Genomic DNA, 26,354 nt, shown 5'->3' with positions numbered 1-26,354 from the left:
TTATTTAACTAACTTAATCATTGTTCCATAGCCGGTTAACACCAAAAATTTGGGAGCCACTTGGACATTGGCCACCGTTTGTTCAAAGCGAATGCCAACGACGCCGTCAGCCCCATGGCCTGCTGCTCGTTGCTTGAGGATTTCCTGCACGTCAGCAAATAACTGGTCAAAGGCTTCAAACTGGTCAATACTATCACTGGGGAGCATCACCTTGGCGGTACCACTGACGATGCCTAGTACTTGGTGCTTACCAGGAAAATTTTCTGTGGATAAAAACATGATAACCTCCGCGTTTTCTCGAATTGTACCATACTTCTTAACGAAAACTTTTTGTGGACGACGTTTTTGAAGAATAAATGGGTTATGATAGACATGCTGATTTTTAAAGGGGATGATGACAATCGGCTGCATTCGGATCAACAACATGACTTTTTATACGTATAACGGCGTGTTTCCTGAAGAGCAGAAACTGGGACAAAAGTTAGAAATTGACGCCGAATTAGGTTACCCGATTGAACAAAGGGTCCAGCATGATGAACTCAGCGAGACAGTTTCTTATGCTGACGTCTACGAGACGATCAAAAACTTTGTTCACGACCACCATTATCGTTTAATTGAGAGTTTGGCGAACCACCTGCTGACAAAACTTTTGAACGATTATCCACGGCTGACAGCAGTCACCTTGCGTATTCGAAAGTATGGTGTGCCGATGGCGGGCGTTTATGACAACGTTGAAATTGAAGTCCACGGGGGCCAAAATCATGATTAGACGGGCGTACCTCAGTATCGGGACGAATATCGGCAATCGTCATGATAACTTACAGCAAGCGTTAAAGCTGTTAACCAAAAATCCCGCTATTCAATTGGTGGCTGTTTCAGCGCTTTACCAAACTGAACCAGTGGGGCCGGTGCAGCAGCGCAGTTTTTATAACTTGGGATTGGCCCTCGATACTAGTTTGACGGCCTTGGAACTCCTTGACTGGTGCCACGTCGTCGAACAATCACTGCACCGTCGCCGGTTAATTCACTGGGGGCCACGAACTATTGACTTAGACATCATTTTTTACAATCATCAGTCGTTGACTTTGCCCCGCCTGGTGCTTCCCCATCCCGAGGCGCAAAACCGCCGCTTTGTCATTCAACCGCTCCTGGACGTATGCCGGGACGACTCAAAGACGCAGCGACAGTTAGAACTGATGTTAAAACAGACGAGTGATACCAACTGGGTACACCGCCTTGACGATCAAGGAGTGACAATTTAATGGATCAAAAAGCAGTTGAACAAGCAGTTAAACAGCTTTTGATAGCAATTGGGGACGATCCGCAGCGTCCCGGCTTGGTGGAGACACCCCAGCGAGTGGCCAAAATGTACGGTGAAATTGCTTCTTCACTTGGCCGCCAGCCCGAAGACGTGACTAATTATAAGGTTTTTCAAGTTGAGGATACTCCACGAATGGTCATAGTCGAGCACATTCCGTTTTATTCCCTGTGTGAACACCATTTGTTACCGTTTTTCGGGGAAGCCAACGTTGCCTATGTCCCGCGCGATGGCAAGGTCATTGGTCTGAGCAAGATTCCGCGTCTGGTGGATTTTGCTGCCCGGCGGCCGGGAATGCAGGAGCGGGTGACTACTGACATCGTTAAGGAATTACAGCGTTTGTTGAACCCACGGGGAATTGCAGTTACTATCACTGCTCGCCACCTCTGCATGGAAATGCGGGGAATTAATAAGCGTGGCCAAGATACTTACACGAGTCGGTTTACCGGCTTATTTAACGATGACGATGGTCTCCGGCGCGAATTTTTAATGAAGAGTGAACATGGCCAAGTTAACTTATGAGCATTTGCAGGCCAGCTTTAATCGCCAGATGAAGGGTGACCAAGATAACAGAGTAGAACTTCTCCGGGATGTTTTGTCGGCAATGGGACACCCGGAACGTCGCTATAAGGTCATCCATATTGCCGGGACCAACGGCAAGGGCTCAACGGGTCGTCTTCTTTCACTACTTTTACAGGAATCGGGGATGCGGGTTGGTCACTTTAATAGCCCAGCGATGATTGATCAACGTGAGCAAATTAAGATTAATGGCCAGAAAATCAGTAAGCAGGACTTCGTAACGGCCTACCAGCAAATTACTGCAGTTTTGCCTGCACCATTCCAGCCGAGTGATTTCACTATTTTTGAATGGTGGACATTAATTATGCTGCAAGCATTTGCTAATGCAAAAGTTGATTGGGCGGTGATTGAAGTCGGACTAGGTGGGACCAACGACGCGACTAACTGCATTGATGCCCCTCAACTGGCAGTAATTACCCACTTGGCATTAGATCACACCAAAATTTTGGGACCGACAATTGAAGATATTGCCACGGCTAAAGCCGGAATTATCAAACGGGGGACTGCCAACGTAGTCCTTGCACCGCACCAGGCAAAGCAGGCTCGACGGGTCATTGAGCTGCGTGCTCACAAATTGGGCGTCTTACTAGTGGACAGCGCTCGGCAAGCGACGGTAATGACAGTGGGGCAGCCGACACTGGCCGGTCAACCCCTGATAATTAAGAGTAAGAGTGTACCAGAGACCATGGGCAAGCTTCGACTACTCGGTGATTACCAGCTCGACAACCTAACGACGGTATTGGCGAGTGTTGATTGTCTCCGCCAACAGGGAGTACCATTAACCAATTGTGAACTAATCACTGCGATTGAAGGGGCAACTCTCCCTGGCCGTTTTCAGCAGCTTGACCGACAACCTGCCGTTGTTGTGGATGGAGCCCATAACCCAGATGGGACACGACGATTGGTGGAAAGCATTAAGCATCTCGGCTTAGATCGCCGCCCGCTGGCATTGGTAGTTGGCTTTTTAGCCGACAAAGATGTGGCAGCGATGGTTAAACAATATCAGTCTTTGCCAGCAGAAGTTTTTGTGGTGACTCCTGACAATCCGGCCCGAGCATTAGCAGCGGAAAAGTTGGCGCAAATGTGGCCGGGGACGCGGCCGTGTTCTAGCAGCTCTTCCGCACTATCCCGGGCAAAACAAGCGGTTGGCGAGAAGGGCTGTGTGATCGTGGCTGGTTCGTTTTATTTGATTAAGGAAATCGAGAAATTGTATCAACACTAGCGAGGAGGCGATTATTCTTGAAAATCAAGGAGATACCGTTGTCGACAAAGGGTGATTTGATGTCGGTGGTGATGAGGAACCTCCGCGAAGTTGACCAACAGTTATTTCTGTCGTGGCAGGCTGATTCAGAAAGCTTAACAACAGTTCAGCACTTGCTCGCTGACTTTGACGTGCCACAGGTCGTTAGTGGGACAACAATTCAATTTATGCTGCCGGCGAGCGCGCTGACCATGTTAGATAAGTGGAGCCGCCGCTTGTTTGTCGATCAGGAACTAGCGGAATCATTGAACGAAATCAGGGTGGCTCACCGTCAATTGTGGCGTGCCGGACGTTTTTGCTTTGATGTTACTACCACGTCGCTGATTTATGCGATTTTAAACATTACGCCAGACTCGTTTTATGATGGTGGTCGTTACTTTACAGCTAATCAGTGGCAACAACAGGTGGCCCAACTCGCTGAAACCGGTGCAGATATTATTGAAGTTGGTGGCCAAACAACTCGCCCGGGCGGCTTTGTCGAAATCAGTCCGGAAGAAGAAATTAACCGGGTCGTTCCAGCAGTGAAGTTTATTCGTCAGCACTATCCGCAAGTAGCGGTAGCCGTCGATACTTATAAACTACCGGTGATGGCAGCGGTATTGGAGGCCGGCGCCGATATCATCAATGATGTTCAGGCCTTCAATGATCATGAAAAACGGCGGTTGCTGGCTAGTTGCTCGGCCGGCCTGGTCACCATGCACAGTAGTCGGGATCGCGAGTACCAGAACTTAACATCAGAGATGCACCACTTTTTCGAGCAGAACTTAGCTGAATTGACAAGTGCCGGGATCGACCGTGAGCGGATTGTGCTTGATCAGGGGATCGGTTACTCAATGGTGGCAGACGGTAATCAGGACTGTGCGATGATGCGTAATATTGACCAGTTTAATGATTTTCACCGGCCATTATTAGTTGCCATTTCACGGAAAGGCTTTGGGAAAAAGTTATTAGGCTTGGCAAAAAAAGACCGCCTACCAGTAACACTGGTGGCGGAAACTTATATGTATTTGCACGGCGGCAGAATTTTGCGAGTGCACGACGTTGAAGAAACGCGTCAACTGCTGGTGATGCTGTCGGCGATTGAAGAAGGTTATTGGAACCACCAATTAAACGATGAACGTCAGGATGGCAAAGCCGACTAGCAGGACCAGCAAAATGATGTTTAAAAATGGCGAGCCAAAAGTTTCCCGCTGCCGACGGAAGAAACTTTCCAGCAAAGCAGCGGTGACCACAAAGTAGATGACTCGTAGTAGTGGCCATAGCGGAGCAGATTTTATCATTACTAGGAGCTGAACGATGGCCAGAACCAAGATGATAATCGATAAAAGACGGTTAATACCGATGAGTGTATTAACCCTTTTTTCTGACCGGGCTTTGATTGCCGCGATGACTGTTAAGATCAGTAAGGCGGTACACACTAATGGAATAATCGTGTAGGGTAACGACATGACGTTGCCTCCTTTTCGTTCATTTTACCATTTAATCTGTTAGCTGGTTATTTGATTGCATTTTCTTTAAAAAAGGGTATAATTTATCACTGTTACGCTAAGATTTCTACAATGGAGGAGATAGCTGCATGGCAACGCAGAAGAAAAAAGACGATCGGCCAAAGTACGATTTTGCTGCTGGTGACGTGGTTGAAAGCCCTAAACTCGGCCCGCTTGACCATGGCTTCTCCGGTACGGTCGAAAAAGTTTACAACAACTCAATGCTTGTTTCAATTGACAAGTTTGATCCAGCTGACCAAAGTGGGGTCAATGAGCTTAATGGTCGGGCAATTGTTCGGATGAGTGGTGCAAAGGCTCTTTCGAAGGTGCCTCGTCAGCCAAAAGAGGACGAGGACGGTGACGGTGAAGAGGAAGCAAAGAAGTCGTCATCCCGGGAAAAACCGGCGAAGAAAAGCAACGCTAAAAAATCATCAGCAAAAAAATCGACAAAAAAGACTGACAAATAACCGGAAGTAGGTTATACTATTGAGGTGGTCAGAGGCCACCTACTGATGCGGGTATAGTTCAGTGGTAAAACTCAAGCTTCCCAAGCTTGCGTCGCGAGTTCGATTCTCGTTACCCGCTTGTTGCGCTGCTGCTCGTCAGTGGCGCTTTTTTTAACCAGTGAGTAGTAGTTGTGCAGCTTTTTATCAGCGATCCCGTGATGGTGGAAGACGGGGAGACAGCGGCAATGAAGCGTGCACTGGTGATTAATTTCATTACTAATAATCGAGTGGAACTAAACTTCAATTAGAGTGGTACCGCGGGTTGATCTCGTCTCTAAACAGCAATGGCTGTTTAGGGACTTTTTTCTTGAAGGGGGAACTAATAATGAGCGAAAAACAGCAAGTAGCAATGGCAGTTTCAGCGGCATTACCGGACCTGTCATTAACTGAAATTGAAAATAAAATTGAACGGCCGAAGGATTCCAGCAATGGTGACTTTGCTTTCCCAACCTTCTTCTTGGCAAAGAAGTTGCACAAGGCGCCACAAATGATTGCTTCAGAACTGGCAGAAAAAATTAGTGATGAAGGTTTTGATAAAGTAGTCGTAGCTGGACCGTACATCAACTTCTTCTTAAACAAGGGACAAGTAGGAGCCGAAATTATTAAGGCAATCCTGGCAGACCCTGCTAACTACGGGAAGAAGGATCTTGGCCACGAAGCTAACGTGGTAATTGACTATTCGTCACCAAACATTGCTAAGCCGATGGGGATGGGGCACCTGCGCTCCACGATGATTGGGGAAGCAATTGCCCGCATTTTGGAAAAAGAAAACTATCACCTGATCCGGGTGGACTACCTTGGTGACTGGGGGACCCAGTTTGGTAAGCTGATGGCAGCCTACGAAATGTGGGGTAACGATGCAGAAATCGAAAAGGACCCGATCAACACCCTGTTGAAGTACTACGTGCGGATCAATACGGAAGCCGATGAACATCCGGAATATACGGATGCCGGTCGAGCATGGTTTGCTAAGCTGGAACACGGCGATAAGGAAGCATGGCGGCTGTGGCACTGGTTCCGCAAGATTTCTCTGGAACGGTTCCAAAAAGTCTACGATATGCTGGACGTTCACTTCGACTCGTTTAACGGTGAAGCATTTTCTGCTCGTCACATGGACTTGCCAATTCAATTGTTAAAGGATAAGCACTTGCTGAAGGAAAGCCGCGGTGCACAAATCGTTGACCTTGATGCTTACAACCTGACACCGCCGTTGATCATCAAGAGCAATGGGACCACGACGTATATTACCCGTGACCTGGCAACGGCACTGTTCCGTAAGCGGATGTATGGTCATGCCAAGTCACTATACGTGGTTGGTGCCGAACAAGAGAACTACTACAAGCAGTTGAAGGCCGTCTTGAAGGAAATGGGCTTTACTTGGTGGGACCAGTTACAACACATCTCCTTCGGTTTGATGCGGCTTAACGGTAAGAAGATGTCGACGCGGAAGGGGAACGTTGTTTCGCTGGAAGACGTTTTAAATGATTCCATTAAGTTGGCTCGTCAACAAATTGCTGAAAAGAACCCGGATCTGGCTAATGCAGATGAAGTTGCTAAGCAGGTCGGTGTTGGTGCCGTTATTTTCCATGACCTCAAGAATTACCGGCGCAACGCCGTAAACTTTAAGCTGGAAGACGTTGTTCGTTTTGAAGGCGAAACTGGACCTTATGTTCAGTATGCGCACGCCCGTGCAGAGAGTATCTTACGCAAGGGGGGCATCGACGACTTCAGCAATGTCGACTTGACCGAAGTGGGAAGTGAAGCCTGGGATATCCTGAGTTTCCTCGGGCAATACGCTAATGCGGTTGAGCGGGCGGCAGTTAACTACGACCCGTCAATTGTTGCCAAGTATGCCCTTGAATTAGCGAAGAAGTTCAACCAGTACTACGCACATAACCGGATCCTCCAGGATGATAGTGGTCAAGCGGGAAGACTAGCCTTAGTTAAGGCAGTTAGCCTGATCTTAAAGGATGCCCTTGCCATGTTGGACATTAAGGCTCCGGACGAAATGTAGCTGTTAACAAATAACCTCAAAAGTCTCCTAACCTTGGTACAAGCCAGTGTTAGGAGCTTTTTCATGGAATGATATTCTTTAAGAAATATTAAGTGCGTACAGCCTAAATTGATAAAAATGTTTGTGGTAAAATAGGCCGTAACATTTGAGAGAAGGACGACTAGTATATGGATCCACAGCCATCAAAATTCCAGCAACTAAAGACCCGCATTCGAAAGTGGTCGCAACGCTTCTGGGAGCAGGCAAAGAAGAACTTTAAACATTTTTGGCATCGTTTCCAGTTAACTCGCTGGATAATTGCGTTTGTCCTCTTCTTCTTTCTCCTGGCCAGTGTCTATTTGACTTTTGTGGCGAAGACCGCTGGAGTGAAAAATTTAGAAGCGCGGCTTGAACGGCCAACCCAAATTTATGACCAAAGCGGAAACTCAGCGGGAAGCCTTTATTCGCAAAAGGGTAGTTACGTCCCCCTCAGTAAGATTTCGCCTAACGTGCAAAAAGCTGTCATTTCAACGGAAGACCGTGATTTTTACCACGAACATGGCTTTAGTGTTAAGGGGATCGGCCGGGCGTTCTTTCTGCTTGCCAAAAATAAATTACTCCACCGTGATTATATTTCTGGCGGGGGTAGTACGTTAACCCAACAGTTGGTCAAGAACGCTTTTTTGACTCAGGAACAAACCTTTTCCCGAAAGGCCAAGGAAATCTTTATTTCCGTCGAGGTGGAGAATCAGTACTCTAAGAACCAGATTTTAACAATGTACTTGAACAACGCTTATTTTGGCCACGGTGTCTGGGGCGTCCAGGATGCTGCTAAACGTTACTTCAATACCGATGCGGCGGATTTGACGGTGGCTGAAGGGGCCACTTTAGCGGGGATGTTGACTTCGCCGGGCATTTACGACCCGGTCGAACATCCCGAAAACACGAAGAACCGCCGCAACCTCGTTCTTCAGTTGATGGTTAAAAACAACAAGCTGACCCAGGCAGAGGCGGATAGTGCCAAGCAAGTTCCATTAACTGTCCATAACGGGTATCACGGCAACGATAGCTACCGTTACCCGTACTTCTTTGACGCTGTCATTAGCGAGGCGGCCAGCCAGTATCACCTCTCAGAAAAAGAAGTGATGAATAATGGTTACAAGATTTACACCACCCTTGATCAGGGACAACAACGCGCAATGCAGCGTTCGTTTGATAATGATGACAACTTCCCGTCCAACTCCGCGGATGGGAAGATGGTGCAGTCGGCATCAGTCGCCATTAATCCGAAGACTGGTGGGGTAACGGCAATCGTTGGGGGTCGTGGAAATCACGTTTTCCGTGGCTACAACCGGGCAACTCAGATTCGTCGGCAACCAGGATCGGCGATTAAGCCGCTAGTTGTTTACACCCCGGCACTGGAAAAGGGCTATTACTATGACTCCACACTGCAAGACAAGAAGAAGTCATATGGAACTAACCACTATACGCCAAAGAATTATGATGATACCTATAGTGGCACGGTTCCAATGTACAAGGCCCTTTATGAAAGCCTCAACGCGCCAGCAGTTTGGTTACTGAACAAAATTGGGGTGCAGAGTGGCTACAAGAGTGCCCAAAAGTTTGGCCTACCGGTTACGAAGAAGGATCAGAATCTCGCACTTGCCCTCGGGGGGATGACCCACGGGGTCTCACCACAACAGTTGGCCCGTGCCTATACCGTTTTTGCCAACGATGGCCGGATGAGCTCGCCTCACTACATCGTCAAAATTGAGGACGCCTCTGGAAAGGTGATTAAGCGAGCACCCAAACAGCGGAGCAAACGAGTTACGAGTGCTAAGGTTGCCCGAGAGATGACCAGTATGATGCTGGACGTGTTTAAGGTCGGCACAGGTAAGTATGCTGAACCAAGCGGTTATCAACTGGCAGGGAAAACCGGGACCACGAACTCGGGGGTCCATGGCTTTGGGACTGGTGACCGTGATAAGTGGATTGTCGGCTACACTCCCGATGTAGTGGTTGCTACGTGGGAAGGCTATGACGACACTAACGAAAGCCACCAGTTAGACGACATCACCGAAAAGAACATTAACGTGATCTTTAAATCGGAAATGGCGGGAATCTTGCCTGCTACAGCAGGGACGAAGTTTAACGTTAAAGATGCTCAATCGCGGGCAAACGGTGTTGGCGAGTCGACTAAGGGCTCTTTGAACGACTGGCTATCCAAAGCCAAGGATTCAGGTAATCAGATTGGCCAAAAAGTTGGTCAATTTATCCAGGATATTCGCGGACTTTTCTAAGATTGGCGAACTCGGTTTTGGGATCAGACCACTTTTTGGTATAATGAAGAAGACTTATTTTGAGGAGGAATTAACCACTATGGTTGTCAATATTTACGACACTGCAAACGAAATGGAACGTCAAATGCGGGAAACACAAGAATTCCAAGCATTAAAGAAGGCCTTCGATGACCTGCAAAAGGATGCTGATGCATCACTGATGTTCACGAAGTTCCAAGCTAAGCAGGCTGCTGCTGAAAAGAAGGAACGTTCTGGCCAACAGCTGACTAAGGATGAAATTACCGAAATCCAGAGCTTGGCTAAGGAAGTCAGCACTAAACCAGCTGTTCAGAACCTGCTCAACCAGGAACGAGGACTGGATCAGATGATGCAAAAGCTGAACCAAATTATCACGGAACCAATTCGTGACCTCTACAATTCAGCAATGCCAAAGTCCGCTGATAACGAAAACAAGTAGGATTTCAAATAATAGGGAAGATGAGACTACTGGCCATTAATGGCAATGGTCTCATCTTTTTTGTAAGGAGCAGAGAATGAAGTTTATTCATACCGGCGACCTTCACTTGGATAGTCCTTTTCAGGGGTTGTCGAACAGTTTTCCTGAACAGCTGTGGGACCAGGTTCACCAGTCGACTTTTTTGGCCTGGCAGCGGATTGTTGACCTGGCGATTGACCAACAAGTTGATTTCGTCGTGGTGGTTGGTGATATCTTTGATCGTGAGCATCATGGTGTTGCCGCTGAGGATTTTTTTGTTAAACAGTGTCAGCGACTAGACCTGCACCAAATTCCGGTTTACTTGAGCTATGGAAATCACGACTATCAGGATGTTGCTACCGACCCGCTAATGTTGCCTGGTAATGTCCACGTTTTTGATAATAAGGTTGAAACAAAGCACCTCCAATTGGCTGACCACCGGCAGGTCGCCCTGACCGGCTTTAGTTACGGGAGCCGCTGGCTGGAAGATGATGTGGCACTGGCTTACCCTTCGCGAGAAAATGTTGACTTTCACATTGGACTTCTCCATGGGGCTATTATCCAGGGAACTGACAACCACTACGCACCCTTTCAAATTGAAGAGTTAGTAGCCAAAGACTACGATTACTGGGCGTTGGGTCATATTCACAAGCACGGCATCATTAACCAGCAACCGCCAATCGTTTACTGTGGTGATCCCCAGGGCCGTCATATTAATGAAGACGGTGAACACGGTTGCTATTTAGTTGAAGAAGAAAATGGCCGGTTAGTACCGCATTTTCATCCGGTGGCAACGATTACTTGGCAAACGGTGATCGTTAACTTACCGGCTGACTGTGTGAGCTTGCCAGCAGTTCGCTTAGTGATAAGCAAACAACTGAATCAGCAGTTAATAGGTCCGGAGTTGACAATTGTTCGATTGGTGATTAAACCACGTCAGCGGCTAAACATCGATATTGATCGTTTACTTGATTATCTCCAACACGATAGTCAAGACCACCAGTCTATTTGCTGGTGGGTAATGGATATTATGGTGAAACAGGTTACTGAACTACCCGCAATTGACAAAAACGATATTCAATACTGGCAAAAAGCAGCAACGATGGTCTTCAACAAGGATATGATCAAGAAATTAATGAACGACAGTAAGTTGCAACGGTATCATTTTTTAGCAGACCAAGTGGACCAGCAAATGATCAACCAACTACAAGAGCAAGCCGAGCAATTGCTGGGGCAGAGAGGAGTCAGCGATGAAGATTCTTCAAATTAAAATCGATGGTTTTGGTCGCTGGATTGATGCTGATATTAAAGTGGACCCGTCGCTACAGGTTTTCTTTGGCCCTAATGAAGCGGGCAAGTCCACCCTCGTTGAATTTATTAAGGGGATTCTTTTTGGCTTTAAAAATGGCCAGGGTAAAAATAAGTACAAGCAGTACGTTCCTAAGTCGACAGAGGCTTATGGCGGGAGCTTGCTGGTTGAACAGGACGGAAAGCGCTACTGGTTACACCGAACGGGACGGCGACAAGGCGGCCAGGTGACTATTAGTCACGAAGATGGCAGTGCAACTAAGATGACGATCGAAAAACTGTGTGGTCCACTTAACCGCCAGTTAGTTGAGGACATCTTTGTTTTTAGTCAGGAGGAACTTACGCGGATAGGCGACCTCAGCGACGAGGAACTGCGTCAGGACCTGCAGAGCGTCGGTGCGGTCGGCAGTGCACACTGGCAAACGATCAAGGCCGACTTACAGAAGCAGGCACGCGACCTTTACAAGTCACGGGGGCGCAATCCTGAACTGAACCAGGCTCTGACTAAGGTCAAAGAATTACAACAACGGTTAACTGATGCACAATCAAAAACCGCTGATTATCGTCAGCTTGTGCGCCAACAATCAACTACTGCCAATCAACAGAAATTAGTTGACCAGCAATTAGCAGCTGCCCGGCACCATCAAGAGCAACTGAAAAGTCAGCAACAGTTGTGGCCGGTGTTTGAAGAATGGCAGAGAATTCAGAATCGGCACGATTCTCTTAACCAACTGTCGGATAACGATTTGACCCGGATTCAGCAATTACAGGCGTCACTGCCGGAGATCAGCCGGCAGGTGAAAAGTGCTGAAACAGAGGTTGCTACAACCCAAAGGCAAATTGATGACCTGAGTAGTGACGACCTGGTTATTTACCGGCAAAAGTGGCAGGGAGCTAACGACCCAGCAGAAAAGTTGCGGCGTTTGCAGTTGGCGCAACTTTCCCATGAACAGCAACGACCAGCTGCCGAGGCAGCCCGACAAACGTTAACTGGCGTCCAGAAGCGGTTAGGACAAGATAGTCTCCCAGCCCCACTTTCTGCCGACCAGAGAAATCAGTTGGTGGCACTTCTTCAGCCGGCCAGTCGGCAAGCAGAGCCGTCACCCCACTGGACACCTGCTATTGGAGCAGCCCTGAGTGGTGCCGCAGCCCTCTTGCTGGGACTGGTGACGAAGAGCCCGCTATTAGATATTATCGGTGTTATTGCGTTGCTGATCGGTGGCCTTTTGGCTTATCAGCAACAGCAAAAAATAAGTGATTGGAAGCGGCAGGCTGACCGCGCCAGCCAGCAACGCCAGCACGAACTGGCTGAATTTGGCCAACAATATGGTCTTTCAACTTTTGCTCAGGACCAGTGGTTAAGTATGCAGGCCGACCTGGAAAAGGCTGCTGCTGCTCAGAAAACGCTCAGCGAATTTGATCAGGTCGATGACCAATTAGAAGCTGATTACCGACAGTGGCGTAATACTTTTGCTAATATCAACGCTGATAATGCGACTGCTTTTTGGGCACAGACGCTCAATTACCTCAATACTTGCCAGCAACAGGTAAAACGACAAGACGAGTTGCAACGACGGCAAGATGAACAGCAGCAACTTCTCAGCAAGCGCCGCCAGCAGCTGGAAAAACAACGAGCAGCACTCACTGACTTGTACCAGCGAGTGGGGGTTCACAACCAGGAAGAGTTTCAACAGTACCTCCAGCAACGGACGGTTGAACAAAATGAAGCGGCAACGAAGTCGGTTGCTGAAGCACAGCTGACCCCCACGATGAGGGAGAAACTTAGTCAATATGCCGACAAGGATGATTTGGTGGCACAGGTTGGTGCTTCAGCACAACAAGTTTCAACCCTGTTGGAGCAGCAAAAACAGCTGGCCCGGCAAGCAGAAGAAGTTAAGGTGAAGATTAAGAGTCTCGTTGAAGATGGGGCCGTCTCCCGCCTAGAACAAGAGCTAGCTAATGCACAACAACGGGCTAGTACCTTGGCCAAAAAGTGGCTGACAAAGATGCTAACTAGTCAATGGATTGACCGTTCACTGGCGTTAGCCTCGGCAGACCGCTACCCGCAGATTATCCAACAAGCAACCAAGTACTTTGCAACCTTAACCAATGATCGCTACCAGACCATTCAATTTAACGATGATCAGTTAGTAGTTGCCGGGCCAGCGGGCAGCCAGTTTAAAGTCGGTGAATTATCAACGGGAACGGCGGAACAATTGTATATCGCGTTACGTCTTGGCTTTGTCAGTGTAATGAATGACACCGTTCAGTTTCCCCTGGTGGTTGATGATGGTTTTGTCAACTTTGATAATGTTCGCAAGGGCCGGGTCTTAGACCTGCTAAAACAGGTTTCCAAGAACAGTCAGGTAATTTATTTAACTGCCGATGACCGGATTTTAGCTAATAAGGATATTGCAGTAGTCAAGCTGAAAGGAAGTCAGGATCATGAGTAAACATTTGATGGACTACAAAGACGGCGAATCTGTTGACTGTTTTGCACTTATCAAGGACGTTAGCGAACGGCAGACGAAAGCGGGCAAACCATTTCTCAGCCTTACCTTCGCCGATGAATCCGGCGAGCTGGGGGGAATGCTGTGGGATAGCACCGCTGATGATATTCAGCAGTTCAAACCGGGTGTCGTTGTTCACGTGGCTGGCAAGCGCGACTCTTACCGTGACAAACCCCAGCTGAACATTGATGAAGTACGGCTAACCAACCCAGGTGAGCCACAGGATCCAGCGTTGTTTGTTCCCCACGCGCCAGAGAGTACGGAACAGCTCAAAAACGATTTGCGGCCGTACATTCGCGACATCCATAATCATGACTGGCAGCACGTGGTCAATTACATGTTAAAGGCCCACCTGCCAAGCTTTTTTACCAGTCCAGCAGCAAAGACCAACCACCATGCCTATGCTGGCGGTTTGGCTTTCCATACTCTTTCCATTTTAAGGCTGGCTAAGGCAGTTTGTGGTCTCTACGACAGTATCAATCGTTCACTCATCTATGCCGGGGCAATTCTCCATGACCTCGGCAAGACGGTGGAATTATCGGGGCCAGTAGCAACCCAGTATACGACTGTGGGGACACTTCTCGGGCACATCTCCATTATTGACGGTGAAATCGTGAAGGCTTGTGATGCGCTCGGAATTGATAGTGAACGGGGCGACATGATGCTCTTGCGTCACGTCGTCTTAGCTCACCATGGCTTGATGGAATATGGGTCACCAGTCACACCACACCTGTTAGAGGCAGAAATCTTGCACCGCCTTGATGAATTAGATGCTTCCATCATGATGGTCCAATCTGCCACGGCAAAGGTTGAGGCGGGTGAGTTTACTCCGCGGTTGTTTGCAATGGATAATCGTGCCTTCTACCGCCCCTTGCCAGACGAGTTGGGCACGACCAACGAAAGCGAAAATGAAGATAATGTGAACAAAGAGTAATTTATCCGTTGATGTCCTGTGCGAAGTTACCGGTTGTGGTATATTAGACGGGTGAAACTGATATAAATTAATAATTTAAGGATGTGTCAATTTTGAAAAATAAGAAACTACTGGCTATCTTTGCCGGAGTAACATTGATGCTCCCACTGGCTGCTTGTGGCAATAAGGCCGTGGCGACGACGAGTGGTGGCAAGATTACCGAAAGTGAATACTATTCCAGCATGAAGCAGACCAGCCAGGGTAAGCAGGTTCTTCAGCAGATGATCCTGGATAAGGTTCTGCAAAAGCAGTATGGTAAGCAGGTTACCAGCAAACAAGTTGATAAGGAATACAACAGCTACAAGAAACTGTATGGTTCTTCTTTCACCAGCATGTTGGCTCAGGAAGGACTGACCGCTTCGACTTTTAAGCAGCAGATTAAGTCTAACCTGTTATTGAAGGCGGCGGTACGTAACTACTCGCACATCACCAACAAGCAGATTAATAAGCAGTGGAAGAAGTACCAGCCAAAGGTAACCACGGCGGAAATTCTGGTTGGTAGCAAGTCTGAAGCTGAAGACATCATCAACCAACTGAACAACGCTAGCGGCAATAAGTTTAAGACCTTTAAGAAGCTGGCAAAGGAAAAGTCAACTGACTCTTCTAACAAGAACAACGGTGGTCGTGTGCCAGCATTTGATAACACCGATACCCAGTTAGACTCTGCTTACAAGAAGGCTGCCTTTAAGTTAAAGACTGGAGAGTACACCACTGAACCAGTTAAGACCGACAACGGTTACCAAGTAATCTACATGATCAACCACCCGGCAAAGGGTCTCAAGTCAGACCACATCGCTGACCTGAAAGATCAGATTGTGGAAGAAAACATGAACAATACCACCTTCCTCCACAACGTTGTTGCCAAGGTCCTGAAGAAGGGGAACGTTTCAATTAAGGACAAGGACTTGAAGAACGTTCTGGCGGATTACTTGAGCAATTCGACGACTGCTACGGGAACTGGTAGTGCGGGTTCGACAACGCAAAATTCCAATTCTAGCAAGTAAATAGACAACAAAACTCCTCCATTTGACGACAGTCAGCTGTGAAGTGAACCCCCATAGTTGGACAAGGAATTCCAACTATGGGGGTTTTACTATGACTAAGTTTAGTTTAGAAATTAAACTGAAAGCAGTTCAAATGTATTTATCGGGAATGGGTTCAACGACTATCGCCCGACGATTGGGTATAAGAAGTAAAGGTAACGTGTTAGTATGGATAGCTCGCTATCGAAAATATGGTGTTCAAGGCCTAGAAATTCGTTCGTCAAAGTATGATTATGATGGTGATTTTAAGCTGAAAGTCTTAAACTGGAAAAAACAACACAAAGCCTCGTACCGACGAACAGCACTTCAATTTGATATTAGTAATCCAGGGACAATCGCTAACTGGCAAAAGAAACTTAAGGAGCATGGAACTGAGGATTTGTTTACCAGAAGAGGACGGGCAAAGCACATGACTACTAATAATAATCACCAAGCTAGTAAACAACTATCAGAGTTAGAACAGTTGAAAGCAGAGAATCGGGCTTTGAAAGTAGAGAACGAATACTTAAAAAAACTCGACGCCTTAGTTCAACACCGCGGACAGTCAAAGAAGAATACCAAATCATCCAAGAACTAAGGCAAGAATTCGGATTTAGCTTAACGGAGATTCTATCATACACCACCATTAAGCGAAGTACATTCTATTATCAAGCCCATCGCCACGAAGCCGCAGATGATAAAGAACTGCTTCGACTCATTAAAGATATCAAGCAACAGAATCCTGGCTACGGATATCGACCTGTCACAGATGAGCTACATCGTCGTGGAATTAAGGTTAATCATAAAAGAGTTAGCCGTCTAATGCGTGAGAATGGTTTATCGTCACAGATGTATAATCGTCAAACTCGGAAATATGATTCGTCGATTGGTCCTCAAGGTAAGAAAGCCAAGAATCGTCTTCATCGCCGTTTTAAAACTGAGCGTCCATATCAAAAAATGGCGACTGATGTGAGCGAATACCGCTATGACAATATGAGCCAGGATGAGCGAGTTTACCTTTCACCGATTAAAGATTTATGTTCTGGTGAAATTGTTAGTTACAATATTGGCGACCACCCTACTACTGATTTCGTGATGAAACCGCTAATCGAGCTAATTAATAAGCGACCTAAGCTTAACTACCGCATGACCGTCCATAGTGACCAAGGAATCCAATATCAAACGAATGCCTGGCGTCAAACACTAAAGAAAAACCATATTTTTCAAAGCATGTCACGCCGGGCGACCTGTTTAGACAATGCGCCAATGGAAAGTTTCTTTCACACGATGAAGGTTGAAATGTATTATGGACATCATTATCAAACCAAGCAGGAATTGATTAAAGCCATGGAGGAGTGGATAGAATACTATAATCGGAATCGAATCAAGCACATATTAAAAGGCAAGACTCCGATTGAATATCGAAATCTTGCCTTAGAAAAAGTTGCCTAAATTAAAGTGTCCAACTTACAGGGTTCACTTCACTGGAGGAGTTTTTAGTAATTAAGTCCGCAGGATAATAAAAAATCAGCACCAGGGGGGAACCCCTAGTGCTGATGAACCGTTAGTGTTTTGGCTGGTACTTTTGCAGGATATCATGGACTCGCGCCAGTGGTTCCTCGTTGGTACGTTGCCAATGATTTAGCTGACGTTGGAGACGAATCAGCGTTGGTTGGACCTCGACCAACGCTTTTTGCAATATTGTGATTGACCGGCCGAGTTCTTTGCTAGAACGTTGGAGGGCAGTGATTGCTGCTTGAAATTCCTGGCGGCTTTGTTTGGCCGCCGCTACTTTTTTGGTAACTTTAGATTTTACTTGCTCAGCAGTGACAACAGCTTCATTTTTGCACCGGGCCGCAATTGCAAATAAGTTGGGTGAGCCATTAATTGACAGACGCATTTAGTCCTCCAGGTGTTCAACAATCGCTTGTTGAACCTGCTTGTATTTGGCTTCGTCGTAGTTAGCGGAGTTGTCAGTAAAGTGAATAGAGAACTGGTCGGCAGCAGAATAGCGCGGAACTAAGTGAATGTGGGAGTGGAAGACAGACTGGTAGGCAACTTTGCCGTTGTTATTGAGGATGTTCATCCCCACAATTCGAGGGTCAGATTTCTTGATCGCCCGGGCAATCTTTGGTAACCGGCTGAAAACGGCGGCTGCCAAGTCGTCATCGTATGCGAAAATGTCCTTGACGTGCTTTTTTGGGACCACGAGGGTGTGACCAGGGGTGTTTTGCGAGATATCTAAGAAGGCTTTAACAACATCATCTTCGTAAACCGTGTAGCTCGGGATTTCACCGCGAACAATCTTACAGAAGATACAATTCTTTTCTTCCTCTGTCATGACAATCAACTCCTTATTAATAGTTAACCTTAGTATACTTGATTGACCGCTGTTATGCACGGTGCTTGTCAGTAGTGTGATATAATTTGAGCCGATAGGAACGTCAAGAAAGGGTAATCTCATGACTTTACAAGTAAAAAACTTAGTGGGTGGCTATGGTCATCTACCGGTGCTCAAAGACGTTAGTTTAACTGTTCAGCCAGGCCAACTGGTGGGGTTGATTGGCTTAAACGGTGCCGGTAAATCGACAACTATTAACCACATTATTGGTCTCTTGCGTCCTTTTTCCGGTGAGATTTCATTAGACGGACTGACGATTACTAAAAACGAAGACCAGTATAAGAAAAAATTGGCGTACGTGCCGGAAGCGCCAATTTTGTATGACGAGCTCACTCTCAAGGAGCACTTGGAAATGACAATGCTCGCCTACGACCTGGATCCTGAGCAAACGTGGCCTAAAGCACACCGCTTATTAAAAATGTTCCGCTTGGATAATAAGCTGAATTGGTTTCCTGCCGAATTTTCGAAGGGGATGAAGCAGAAGGTAATGATCTGTTGTGCTTTTTTGCCCGACGTGAAGTTATTAATCGTCGATGAGCCGTTTTATGGCCTGGACCCGTTAGCCGTCCATGACCTTCTTCAGTTAATTGAGGAGGTCAAAAAGAAGGGGACCGCTGTTTTGATGTCAACGCACGTTCTGGACACTGCGGAACGTTATTGTGATCGTTTTGTCCTCCTGGCCAGTGGTCAAGTCAGGGCCCACGGGACGCTGGACGAATTGCGCCAAGTAGCTGGCCAGCCAAGCGCGAGCCTGGACCAATTATACCTGCAGATGACGGGAGATGGTGGCCATGAATGAACTTTATCGTGACCGGCGAGAGGGGCACTTTGTCAGCCTGCTCAAGTACTGGCGGTTGGTGTTCAACGACCACTTTGTGATCGCTCTCTTCTTCCTTTTAGGGGCGCTGGCATACTCTTATGCTGGCTGGTTGCCACACCTCACAGGAGGAGAATGGTGGGCGCCACCGGCACTGGCAATTTGGTTTACCTTGGTGGCACAAATAGGTCGTTTTGCGACCTTGTTAAAACCTGCCGACCGCATTTTTCTCCTGCCAAAAAGTGGCCAGATGGAAGAATATCTTCGCGGTGGTTGGTGGATGAGTTTGCTTTGTGGCGAGCTCATTATGGTTGCTGGAATTGTGGTAGCACTGCCAATGGCCACTATTACCCTGCAGTGGCATGGCCCTCAGTGGCTGGTTGCATCGGCAGCCATGCTGCTGGCAGAGGCTAACTGGTTTGTCCTGGCAAAAGACCAGTTCAATTTTAGTTCCCGCTTACAGCAGGGCTGGCGTCACTGGGTTGTCAACCAGTGGGTGGAAACGTTTTTGATTGTGTCTGCTAGCTGGGTTTACCATCCCTTCTGGGGATTGATCCTATCAGTGATCTTTTTATGCCTAAACGGCTGGGCGGCTAATAAAACAGCTTATTCGTTGAATTGGGCCAGGGCAATTGGGGCGGAAAATCGCCGCATGGAGCAGTTGTACCGGTTTTTTAACCTATTTACGGACGTCCCTAGTGTTGCGGGACGGGTTGTCCGGCGACGGTGGGCGGATCGATTAATAAAAAAATGGACGATTACTGGTCACCCGTGGTCTTACCTCTTTGTTCGCGGCTTTTTCCGGGATGCGGAAATGAGCGGACTGGTCATGCGGTTGACGGCGGTAGCAATGGTGGTAGTTTTCTTTATCCCGCTGGGCTGGCTGAAATGTGTGTTATCTTTATTGTTTGTCTACCTGTTAGCGGGTGAACTGACGCCGTTTTATCACCACTTTGACAATAAGGCGATGGTCCATTTGCTGCCAGTAGGCAGGAAGGTGAAGGTGACTGACTTTCAGTCCCTGTGCCGCCGAGTATTAGTATTAGCCACTTGCTTAATTGCGCTTGCCAGTTTGGGCAATACGTTGTTATGGCAGTGGGCAGTTATTAACTTGGTAACGGGATTGTTTTTGGCCGAATTTTTGGTAAGGTTAATGCCACGCCGTTGGAATAAATCTACGAAACGATAATGGAGAGAATAAATGAGAGTAAAACACAAGAAGTGGGCAGCACCGTTGATTGCTGAGCACCCGGAGATGATGGTTAGTGATCCGGCACAATACGCCGGCCACTGGCAAGAACGGTTTGCTAAAAAACAGCCATTGCGGCTGGAATTAGGGATGGGCAAGGGCCAATTCGTCATTGGTATGGCCAAGGCGCATCCGGAGATCAACTTTATTGGAATGGAAATTCAGACGACGGTGGCAGCCATCGCCCTGAAGAAGGCTTTGCCTGAAGAACTACCCAACCTGCAGCTGATTAATGCTGATGGGGCAGACCTGTTAGAATTTTTTGCGCCAGGGGAAGTTGATGAATTATACCTCAACTTTTCTGATCCCTGGCCAAAAAAGCGGCACACCAAGCGGCGGTTAACTTACCAGTCATTTCTGCGTGAATACCAGCAAATTCTTCGCTCGTCAGGGACAATTGAATTAAAAACCGATAACATGGGTTTTTTCGAGTATTCCCTGCAGTCGCTCAATAATTTTGGGATGAAGTTCGATGGTGTGTGGCTGGACTTGCATAATAGCGAAGAAAACGAGCACAATGTCGAAACCGAGTATGAACAGCGGTTTGCGGCGAAGGGACAGCCTATCTATAAGTTAACGGCTCATTTTGCCGGTTAAAACTAATCGCGGTTAACCGCGATTTTTTAATATGGGGGAAATTATTAATGGAGAAGCATTCATCTTTGCCGTCCCGAATTGAGGTTCGGGGAGCAAAAGTCCATAACTTAAAAAACGTTGACGTTGATATTCCGCTTCACCAGTTTGTGGCGATTTCGGGTTTGTCTGGTTCAGGCAAAAGTTCGCTGGCGATGGGGATTTTATACGAAGAAGGCTCGCGTCGCTACTTGGAGGCCTTGTCAACATATACCCGGCGGCGCATTAAGCTGGGCAGCCAGGCTGACGTCAAAAGTGTTAAGCATATTCCGTCTGCGCTGGCTCTCAAGCAACGGCCGTCGATTCCGTCGGAGAGGGCAACCGTTGGGACAATGAGCGAGGTCTTTAACGTGATCCGCCTCATTTTTTCGCGACTGGGGAGCCCCGTTTGTCCAAACGGTCACCGTTTAAAGCCCAGCTTAAAAATTGCAATGGCAATGAGTGATAATGGCGCCCAAATGGGGCAGTTAACCTGCCCAGTATGCGGGGTTCATTTTCCGGCCTTCAGTGCGGAAGACTTTGCCTTTAACTCTGACGGAGCTTGTCCTACTTGTCACGGAACAGGTAAAGTGCGGCAATTAGACGAGTCTAAATTGATTGGCGACCCCAACCTGACTCTGGAACAAGGTGCAGTTGCTTCTTGGCACCTGCCAGGCCGAAATTTCATGCCCAGCGTTGCCCAGCAGGCCGGGGTGCGGATCGATGTGCCCTATAAGGATCTAACGGCGAAGGAAAAAGAATTTATCATTAATGGGCCCAAAAAGAAGTACTGGATGGATTTTCGTTCAGGTACGGGACGGGTTTTCCATGACTTTAATGCCCTGTATGAGAATGCGAAGGAAGCCGTTTATGAATCGGCACGGACTAGTAAGAGCGCCCGGGCTCAGGAACGAATTGCATCCTTCTTTCACTACTCAACTTGCCCAACCTGTCATGGGACACGTTTAAAGCCGGAACTTCTGACCCAGTTAGCTGGCGGATTGAATATTGCCCAGGTCAGCGACCTGACTCTGGGAGAGCTGGAATCATGGAAAAAGAGGGTTTCGGCAGAGATTGCTTCGGATATGAACAAGATGGCTTCTTCTCTTTTTGCCGAGTTTGAGGATAATTTGCAGCCGCTTTTGGAGCTGGGACTCGACTACCTGACACTTTCCCGAAACGGGAATACTTTGTCTACTGGGGAGTTACAACGGATTCAACTAGCGCGGACATTGCGGACGCAGACAACGGGAATCCTCTACGTTCTCGATGAACCGTCAATCGGCTTACATCCGGACAACGTTAGCGGCCTGCTCCATGTTTTCCGTCAACTGGTTGCCCAGGGTAATTCACTGGTCGTCGTTGACCACAACGTCGACATTATTAAAGCGGCCGACTGGATTATTGAAATTGGGCCCGGCTCCGGAGAAAAGGGTGGACAGGTCATCAACCAGGGAATTCCGGCGCAGTTGGCCACTGATCATGGTTCGAAAATTGGCCCCTACTTAAAGGGGACTGCTCAACTAATGGCGCGCAAGCCGAAAGAAATTTCTGATTGTGGCATTCAGTTTGAGGTGACGGGATATAACAACATTGATGATGTTAAGGCCCAGTTGCCATTGCATGCGCTCTCTGCAGTAACCGGGTTTTCTGGTGCAGGGAAGACTAGCCTGATCCTTGATAGTCTGATTCCGGCCATTCAGGCGCAAGCTACGGACCAGCGACTACCCACCCAAGTTAAAAAGCTTACTTGTCCGCTCAAGAAGGTGGTCAGTGTCGACGCGGCACCAATCGGGAAGACGATGCGTTCAACTGTTGCTACCTATACCAGCATCATGAATAATTTACGAAAGTTATTTGCGAGCCAGCCGTTGGCCAAAAAGAAACACTACACCGCTTCGTATTTCTCCTATAATAACAAACAAGGGGCTTGCCCTAATTGCGGCGGTAGCGGTGTCGTGACCCTCGATATTCAGTTTTTACCTGATATGCAGCAGGTGTGTCCGCTTTGTCACGGTGACCGTTATAATGGGGCAGTGCAAGAGGTTAAGTGGCATGGTTACTCGATTGTTGACCTCTTAAAGTTAGACGTTGCCCAGGCGCTGCCGGTTTTTGCTGAAGTACCCAAAATTGAACGGGAATTATCATTGCTTGATGAAGTTGGTCTGTCATACCTCCACCTCGGGGAAAGTACCCCGAGTCTTTCAGGTGGTGAGGCCCAGCGGCTGAAATTGGTCAAGCACCTCCATCACCAACAAAAGACGACACTTTTTGTCTTTGATGAACCGACAATTGGGCTGCATCCATTAGATGTCAAGACGTTGTTGAAGGTAATGCAACGGCTACTAGACCGTGGGGCAACGATTGTGACGATTACTCACGATTTAAATCTGGTAGTCAATGCGGACTACATGCTTGATATGGGACCGCGTGGCGGCAGTGCTGGTGGCCAAGTCGTTGCCAGTGGTCAACCACATGAGCTGATTAAACAGCCGGCGAGCTTAACTACTCGCTACCTGGCAGAGTACTGGTCGCGTTTTAAGTAAATAAAAAGTCTCGGGGAATCAGAACGATTCCTCGCGGCTTTATTTGTTATGCTTAGTTTTCACGTTTTAATTCAATTAGCGAACCGGTACGAGCATCCGCGACAAACTGGTAATTAACGGGGATGCTGTCTTCTAAACGAGTAACGCCACCATGGTAAACGTCCGCTTTGACGGCGTAACGCTGGTATGGCTCAGCTTGTGAGTCAATCCAACTGCCGATGACCGGACCTTCTTTTTTGAAGTCGTCCCGGATCATCTTGAGGATGCGGTTGGCAGACTGCTTGCGGTTGCCAATCAGCTGGCCAAGAACGAAACCGGCGATGCTAGATAAGCCCAGCGTAGCCGAAACTTTCCATGGTGAAATCAGAGAATTATTCATTGAGCTCCTTCTTCCGCGTAGGTTAATATAATCATTCTATCATATAACGAACTAAAGGCAATTAATCCATCGTGCCCGCTGCAGAGCCGGGCAAAATCAGGTATAATAAGGTCAAACTTACAAATAATAAGTGAAGGGAGAAATACTTAAATGGAAAAAGTGGGAAAAACAACGTTGAAGCAATTAGAGCAAGAAATGGCAAAGGGCCAATATGTCCTCTTCTTTAGCGCTGACTGGTGTCCAGACTGCCGCTTTATTAAGCCGTTTATGCCAGCCATTGAGGATGACTTTTCTCAGATGACTTTTTTAGCAATTGACCGTGACGAAAATATGGACTTGGCACGAGAACTGGATATCTTCGGGATCCCCAGCTTTGTTGTTTACAAAGACGGCAAAGAGCAGGGACGGTTTGTCAACAAGGATCGCAAAACGAAGGAAGAAGTGGAAAAATTCCTGACCAACTTCACAAAATAATCTAACATGGTATGCTATTAAGGGTACTTTAAATGGAAAGGAAATAATGCCATGCTAATTGCAAGCTATAATGCCAAGGCCATGGGCGACGTCCTTGTGGTAATCGTTGCTGCCGATGGCGAAAATCAACAGGTAAAGGTCAACGGAAACGTTGTCCAGATTGTGTCCAAAGAGGGGCAACTACTTGGTTACAACTTCATTAATGCCTCACAGCTGATTCCTGAATTGAGTTCAGCAAATGGTCAGGTTCACTTGTCAGCCGACCAGGTGGCGACCTTAAACCAGGCAGTGAAGGAAGCTGGTTTTGATAAGGAAATAGTATACGACGGCAAGCCAAAGTTTGTTGTTGGCTACGTCGAAGAAATGAAGGATCACCCTGATTCGGACCACCTCCACATCACGACTGTTGATACCGGCGATGAAAAACTTCAGATTGTCTGTGGTTCGCCGAATATTGCTAACCACATTAAGGTTGTCGTGGCTAAAGTTGGTGCGATGATGCCCGATGGAAAAATTATTTTCCCTGGGGAATTGCGGGGTGTCAAGAGTAATGGTATGATTTGCTCAGGCCGTGAATTAAAGCTGAAAAATGCTCCTGACCGGCCGGGATGCGTAATTCTCCCGGATGACTTTGGTCAAGCGGGTGACGCCTTTGATTTTGAACGGGGTAACCACCTGTTTACCGCGGCTGATTAACTATGAACTAACAAGCAAGGGGGACGTTGACAATTACCGACCACCGTCGGCCATTTCAATGGCCCTTTTTTAATCAAGCAAATTGTTATATTGGAGGAACTTTGACAATGGCCAAAACGTATTATTTTGTGGGAATTAAGGGTACTGGAATGGCGTCGTTAGCCCGCCTGCTGCACGACCAAGGCAACAATGTCTGTGGGTCCGACATCGAAAAGGAAACTTTTACCCAGGGGCCCCTCGAAAAAGCCGGTATTCAGATCTTTAACTTCGACCCGGCTAACCTGAAGGAAGGGATGATCGTGGTTCAGGGTAACGCCTTTGGTGACGACCATCCTGAAATTAAGCGGGCCCATGAAATGGGGCTGACCGTTTTGTCTTATCCCGCAGCGGTTGAACAGCAAGTTGAAAAATTCACCAGTATCGGGATTGCTGGCGCCCACGGGAAGACTAGTACGACCGGTTTGCTGTCCCACACCCTGCACGAAGTTGCCAAAACGAACTACTTAATTGGTGATGGTGTGGGCCATGGTGAACCAGATGCCCGTTTCTTCGTTTTTGAAGCAGACGAGTACCGCGACCACTTTTTGGCTTACCATCCGGACTACGCGATTATGACCAACATTGACTTTGACCATCCGGACTACTTTAAGGATATCAATGATGTTCGTCAGTCCTTTGAACAATTTGGCAGTCAGGTGAAGAAGGCGGTCTTTGCCTGGGGTGATGATGAGAACCTCCGCCAATTGAAGTTGGATGTGCCGATTTACTACTATGGGACTAGTGACCGTGATGACTTCCGCGCCGTCAACATCAAGCGGACACCGGCTGGCTCAACCTATGACGCCTACTTCCGCGACCAGAAGCTGGGAACTTTCACCATCCACCTTTACGGCGAACATAGTGTGTTGAATAGCTTGGCCGTGGTTGCCGTTGCCTACATGGAACATGAAGACCTCGGTGCCATCAAGGAAGAATTGGCAAAATTCAGCGGGGTTAAGCGACGGTTTAGCGAAACAGATATCGCTGATATGAAGATCATCGACGACTATGCCCACCATCCGTCAGAAATTAAGGCCACCCTTGATGCTGCGCGGCAAAAATTCCCGGACAAGGAAATTATTGCTGTCTTCCAACCACACACCTATTCTCGGTTGGCAGCCTACCTGAAAGACTTTGGGAAGGTCCTATCGACGGCTGACGACGTCTTTGTCACACCAATCTTTGGCTCCATTCGTGAGCACTCGGGGAAGGTTTCCCGGCAGGACTTGGAAGACCTGGTGCCAGGCAGCCATGATATCGATATGAAGTCACTAGGTCAGCTGTTTGATTTCCACAACGCGGTGGTGATCTTTATGGGTGCCGGTGACATTGAAAAGTATGAAGATGCTTATAAAGAAATGCTGAAGAACTAGCGAATTGCTTGTTCTGGGCAGCAAGTTCTGTTAACA

27 protein-coding genes and 1 tRNA gene are annotated in these 26,354 nt (G+C 47.6%); 23 read left to right on the top strand and 5 right to left on the bottom strand.

Translation table 11 applies throughout. The features are described from left to right. Entirely contained in the window at nucleotides 1–279 is a 279-nt protein-coding gene (locus C1710_RS00770) for a YbjQ family protein (RefSeq protein WP_102281687.1), read from the bottom strand. Between the two features lie 112 nt (nucleotides 280–391). Here C1710_RS00770 and folB point away from each other — a divergent pair, with 112 nt between their 5' ends. The 5 genes from folB to folP are packed head-to-tail and all read left to right on the top strand — an operon-like array spanning nucleotide 392 to nucleotide 4,300. After that, nucleotides 392–769 (top strand): dihydroneopterin aldolase, encoded by a 378-nt coding sequence (gene folB, locus C1710_RS00765; RefSeq protein ID WP_268874799.1) that lies wholly within the window; start codon nucleotides 392–394, stop codon nucleotides 767–769. After that, nucleotides 762–1,262, top strand: a complete 501-nt coding sequence (gene folK, locus C1710_RS00760; protein ID WP_102278998.1) for a 2-amino-4-hydroxy-6-hydroxymethyldihydropteridine diphosphokinase — start codon at nucleotides 762–764, stop codon at nucleotides 1,260–1,262. The genes folB and folK overlap by 8 nt, the downstream gene beginning before the upstream one ends. Beyond that, complete coding sequence (folE, locus tag C1710_RS00755) at nucleotides 1,262–1,840, top strand: GTP cyclohydrolase I FolE (RefSeq protein ID WP_102278996.1); 579 nt, start codon at nucleotides 1,262–1,264, stop codon at nucleotides 1,838–1,840. Before folK ends, folE begins: the two co-directional genes overlap by 1 nt. After that, entirely contained in the window at nucleotides 1,821–3,119 is a 1,299-nt protein-coding gene (locus C1710_RS00750) for a bifunctional folylpolyglutamate synthase/dihydrofolate synthase (protein WP_102278994.1), read from the top strand. Before folE ends, C1710_RS00750 begins: the two co-directional genes overlap by 20 nt. A 17-nt stretch (nucleotides 3,120–3,136) precedes the next feature. Next, nucleotides 3,137–4,300 carry a dihydropteroate synthase gene (folP, locus tag C1710_RS00745; RefSeq protein WP_235857935.1) on the top strand — a complete coding sequence of 388 codons (1,164 nt, stop codon included), beginning with the start codon at nucleotides 3,137–3,139 and terminating at the stop codon, nucleotides 4,298–4,300. On the opposite strand, the gene C1710_RS00740 is transcribed toward folP, so the two are convergent. Further along, nucleotides 4,265–4,606, bottom strand: a complete 342-nt coding sequence (locus C1710_RS00740) for a hypothetical protein (protein WP_102278992.1) — start codon at nucleotides 4,604–4,606, stop codon at nucleotides 4,265–4,267. The genes folP and C1710_RS00740 overlap by 36 nt on opposite strands. Nucleotides 4,607–4,734: 128 nt before the next feature. On the opposite strand from C1710_RS00740, the gene C1710_RS00735 reads away from it, so the two are divergent. From C1710_RS00735 to C1710_RS08185, 11 genes are all read left to right on the top strand, one after another. Then, a complete protein-coding gene (locus tag C1710_RS00735) occupies nucleotides 4,735–5,112 on the top strand; it encodes a hypothetical protein (protein ID WP_102278989.1) in 378 nt (125 codons plus the stop codon). Between the two features lie 47 nt (nucleotides 5,113–5,159). After that, nucleotides 5,160–5,230 (top strand) — tRNA-Gly (locus C1710_RS00730). A gap of 246 nt (nucleotides 5,231–5,476) precedes the next feature. After that, the gene (argS, locus tag C1710_RS00725) at nucleotides 5,477–7,165 is read left to right on the top strand and encodes an arginine--tRNA ligase (RefSeq protein WP_102278986.1); all 1,689 of its coding nucleotides are present in this window, start codon (nucleotides 5,477–5,479) and stop codon (nucleotides 7,163–7,165) included. Nucleotides 7,166–7,332: 167 nt separating this feature from the next. Beyond that, on the top strand, nucleotides 7,333–9,444 hold the full coding sequence (locus C1710_RS00720) for a PBP1A family penicillin-binding protein (RefSeq protein WP_102278983.1): 2,112 nt from the start codon (nucleotides 7,333–7,335) through the stop codon (nucleotides 9,442–9,444). A gap of 79 nt (nucleotides 9,445–9,523) precedes the next feature. Then, nucleotides 9,524–9,901 (top strand): YlbF family regulator, encoded by a 378-nt coding sequence (locus C1710_RS00715; protein WP_102278981.1) that lies wholly within the window; start codon nucleotides 9,524–9,526, stop codon nucleotides 9,899–9,901. A 76-nt stretch (nucleotides 9,902–9,977) separates the two neighbouring features. Further along, entirely contained in the window at nucleotides 9,978–11,189 is a 1,212-nt protein-coding gene (locus C1710_RS00710; protein ID WP_102278979.1) for a metallophosphoesterase family protein, read from the top strand. Then, a complete protein-coding gene (locus C1710_RS00705; protein ID WP_102278977.1) occupies nucleotides 11,170–13,680 on the top strand; it encodes an ATP-binding protein in 2,511 nt (836 codons plus the stop codon). Before C1710_RS00710 ends, C1710_RS00705 begins: the two co-directional genes overlap by 20 nt. Further along, entirely contained in the window at nucleotides 13,673–14,671 is a 999-nt protein-coding gene (locus C1710_RS00700) for a 3'-5' exoribonuclease YhaM family protein (protein ID WP_102278974.1), read from the top strand. The genes C1710_RS00705 and C1710_RS00700 overlap by 8 nt, the downstream gene beginning before the upstream one ends. A gap of 92 nt (nucleotides 14,672–14,763) precedes the next feature. After that, the gene (locus C1710_RS00695; protein WP_102278972.1) at nucleotides 14,764–15,714 is read left to right on the top strand and encodes a peptidylprolyl isomerase PrsA; all 951 of its coding nucleotides are present in this window, start codon (nucleotides 14,764–14,766) and stop codon (nucleotides 15,712–15,714) included. A 91-nt stretch (nucleotides 15,715–15,805) separates the two neighbouring features. Beyond that, entirely contained in the window at nucleotides 15,806–16,330 is a 525-nt protein-coding gene (locus C1710_RS08285) for a helix-turn-helix domain-containing protein (protein ID WP_102278970.1), read from the top strand. Next, nucleotides 16,255–17,184 (top strand): IS3 family transposase, encoded by a 930-nt coding sequence (locus C1710_RS08185; RefSeq protein WP_235857997.1) that lies wholly within the window; start codon nucleotides 16,255–16,257, stop codon nucleotides 17,182–17,184. The genes C1710_RS08285 and C1710_RS08185 overlap by 76 nt, the downstream gene beginning before the upstream one ends. Before the next feature lie 112 nt (nucleotides 17,185–17,296). Here the strand turns inward: C1710_RS08185 and C1710_RS00680 are convergent, their stop codons facing one another. After that, entirely contained in the window at nucleotides 17,297–17,632 is a 336-nt protein-coding gene (locus C1710_RS00680) for a hypothetical protein (protein ID WP_102278964.1), read from the bottom strand. Continuing rightward, nucleotides 17,633–18,073: an HIT family protein gene (locus C1710_RS00675; RefSeq protein ID WP_102278962.1), complete on the bottom strand. Its 441-nt coding sequence runs from the start codon at nucleotides 18,071–18,073 to the stop codon at nucleotides 17,633–17,635. 121 nt (nucleotides 18,074–18,194) lie between these two features. Here C1710_RS00675 and C1710_RS00670 point away from each other — a divergent pair, with 121 nt between their 5' ends. Genes C1710_RS00670 through C1710_RS00655 form a run of 4 tightly spaced genes read left to right on the top strand, consistent with a single transcriptional unit; the run spans nucleotide 18,195 to nucleotide 23,357 of the window. Then, on the top strand, nucleotides 18,195–18,932 hold the full coding sequence (locus C1710_RS00670) for an ABC transporter ATP-binding protein (RefSeq protein ID WP_102278960.1): 738 nt from the start codon (nucleotides 18,195–18,197) through the stop codon (nucleotides 18,930–18,932). Then, the gene (locus tag C1710_RS00665) at nucleotides 18,925–20,139 is read left to right on the top strand and encodes an ABC transporter permease (protein WP_180961264.1); all 1,215 of its coding nucleotides are present in this window, start codon (nucleotides 18,925–18,927) and stop codon (nucleotides 20,137–20,139) included. The genes C1710_RS00670 and C1710_RS00665 overlap by 8 nt, the downstream gene beginning before the upstream one ends. Nucleotides 20,140–20,151: 12 nt before the next feature. Further along, entirely contained in the window at nucleotides 20,152–20,796 is a 645-nt protein-coding gene (gene trmB, locus C1710_RS00660; RefSeq protein WP_102278954.1) for a tRNA (guanosine(46)-N7)-methyltransferase TrmB, read from the top strand. A gap of 47 nt (nucleotides 20,797–20,843) precedes the next feature. Then, nucleotides 20,844–23,357 (top strand): AAA family ATPase, encoded by a 2,514-nt coding sequence (locus C1710_RS00655; protein ID WP_102278952.1) that lies wholly within the window; start codon nucleotides 20,844–20,846, stop codon nucleotides 23,355–23,357. A gap of 52 nt (nucleotides 23,358–23,409) precedes the next feature. Here C1710_RS00655 and C1710_RS00650 read toward each other — a convergent pair whose 3' ends face one another. Further along, nucleotides 23,410–23,736, bottom strand: coding sequence for a hypothetical protein (locus tag C1710_RS00650; protein WP_102278950.1), 327 nt, complete (start codon nucleotides 23,734–23,736; stop codon nucleotides 23,410–23,412). A gap of 150 nt (nucleotides 23,737–23,886) precedes the next feature. On the opposite strand from C1710_RS00650, the gene C1710_RS00645 reads away from it, so the two are divergent. From C1710_RS00645 to murC, 3 genes are all read left to right on the top strand, one after another. After that, nucleotides 23,887–24,210 (top strand): thioredoxin family protein, encoded by a 324-nt coding sequence (locus tag C1710_RS00645; protein ID WP_102278947.1) that lies wholly within the window; start codon nucleotides 23,887–23,889, stop codon nucleotides 24,208–24,210. Between the two features lie 51 nt (nucleotides 24,211–24,261). Further along, entirely contained in the window at nucleotides 24,262–24,906 is a 645-nt protein-coding gene (ytpR, locus tag C1710_RS00640; protein WP_102278944.1) for a YtpR family tRNA-binding protein, read from the top strand. A 107-nt stretch (nucleotides 24,907–25,013) separates the two neighbouring features. Continuing rightward, nucleotides 25,014–26,318, top strand: a complete 1,305-nt coding sequence (gene murC, locus C1710_RS00635; protein WP_102278942.1) for a UDP-N-acetylmuramate--L-alanine ligase — start codon at nucleotides 25,014–25,016, stop codon at nucleotides 26,316–26,318. Nucleotides 26,319–26,354: the final 36 nt, after the last annotated feature.

This window comes from [Lactobacillus] timonensis, from assembly GCF_900240275.1.
Taxonomy (GTDB): Bacteria; Bacillota; Bacilli; order Lactobacillales; family Lactobacillaceae; genus Limosilactobacillus; species Limosilactobacillus timonensis.
This window is presented reverse-complemented; position numbering and strand designations above follow the sequence as displayed.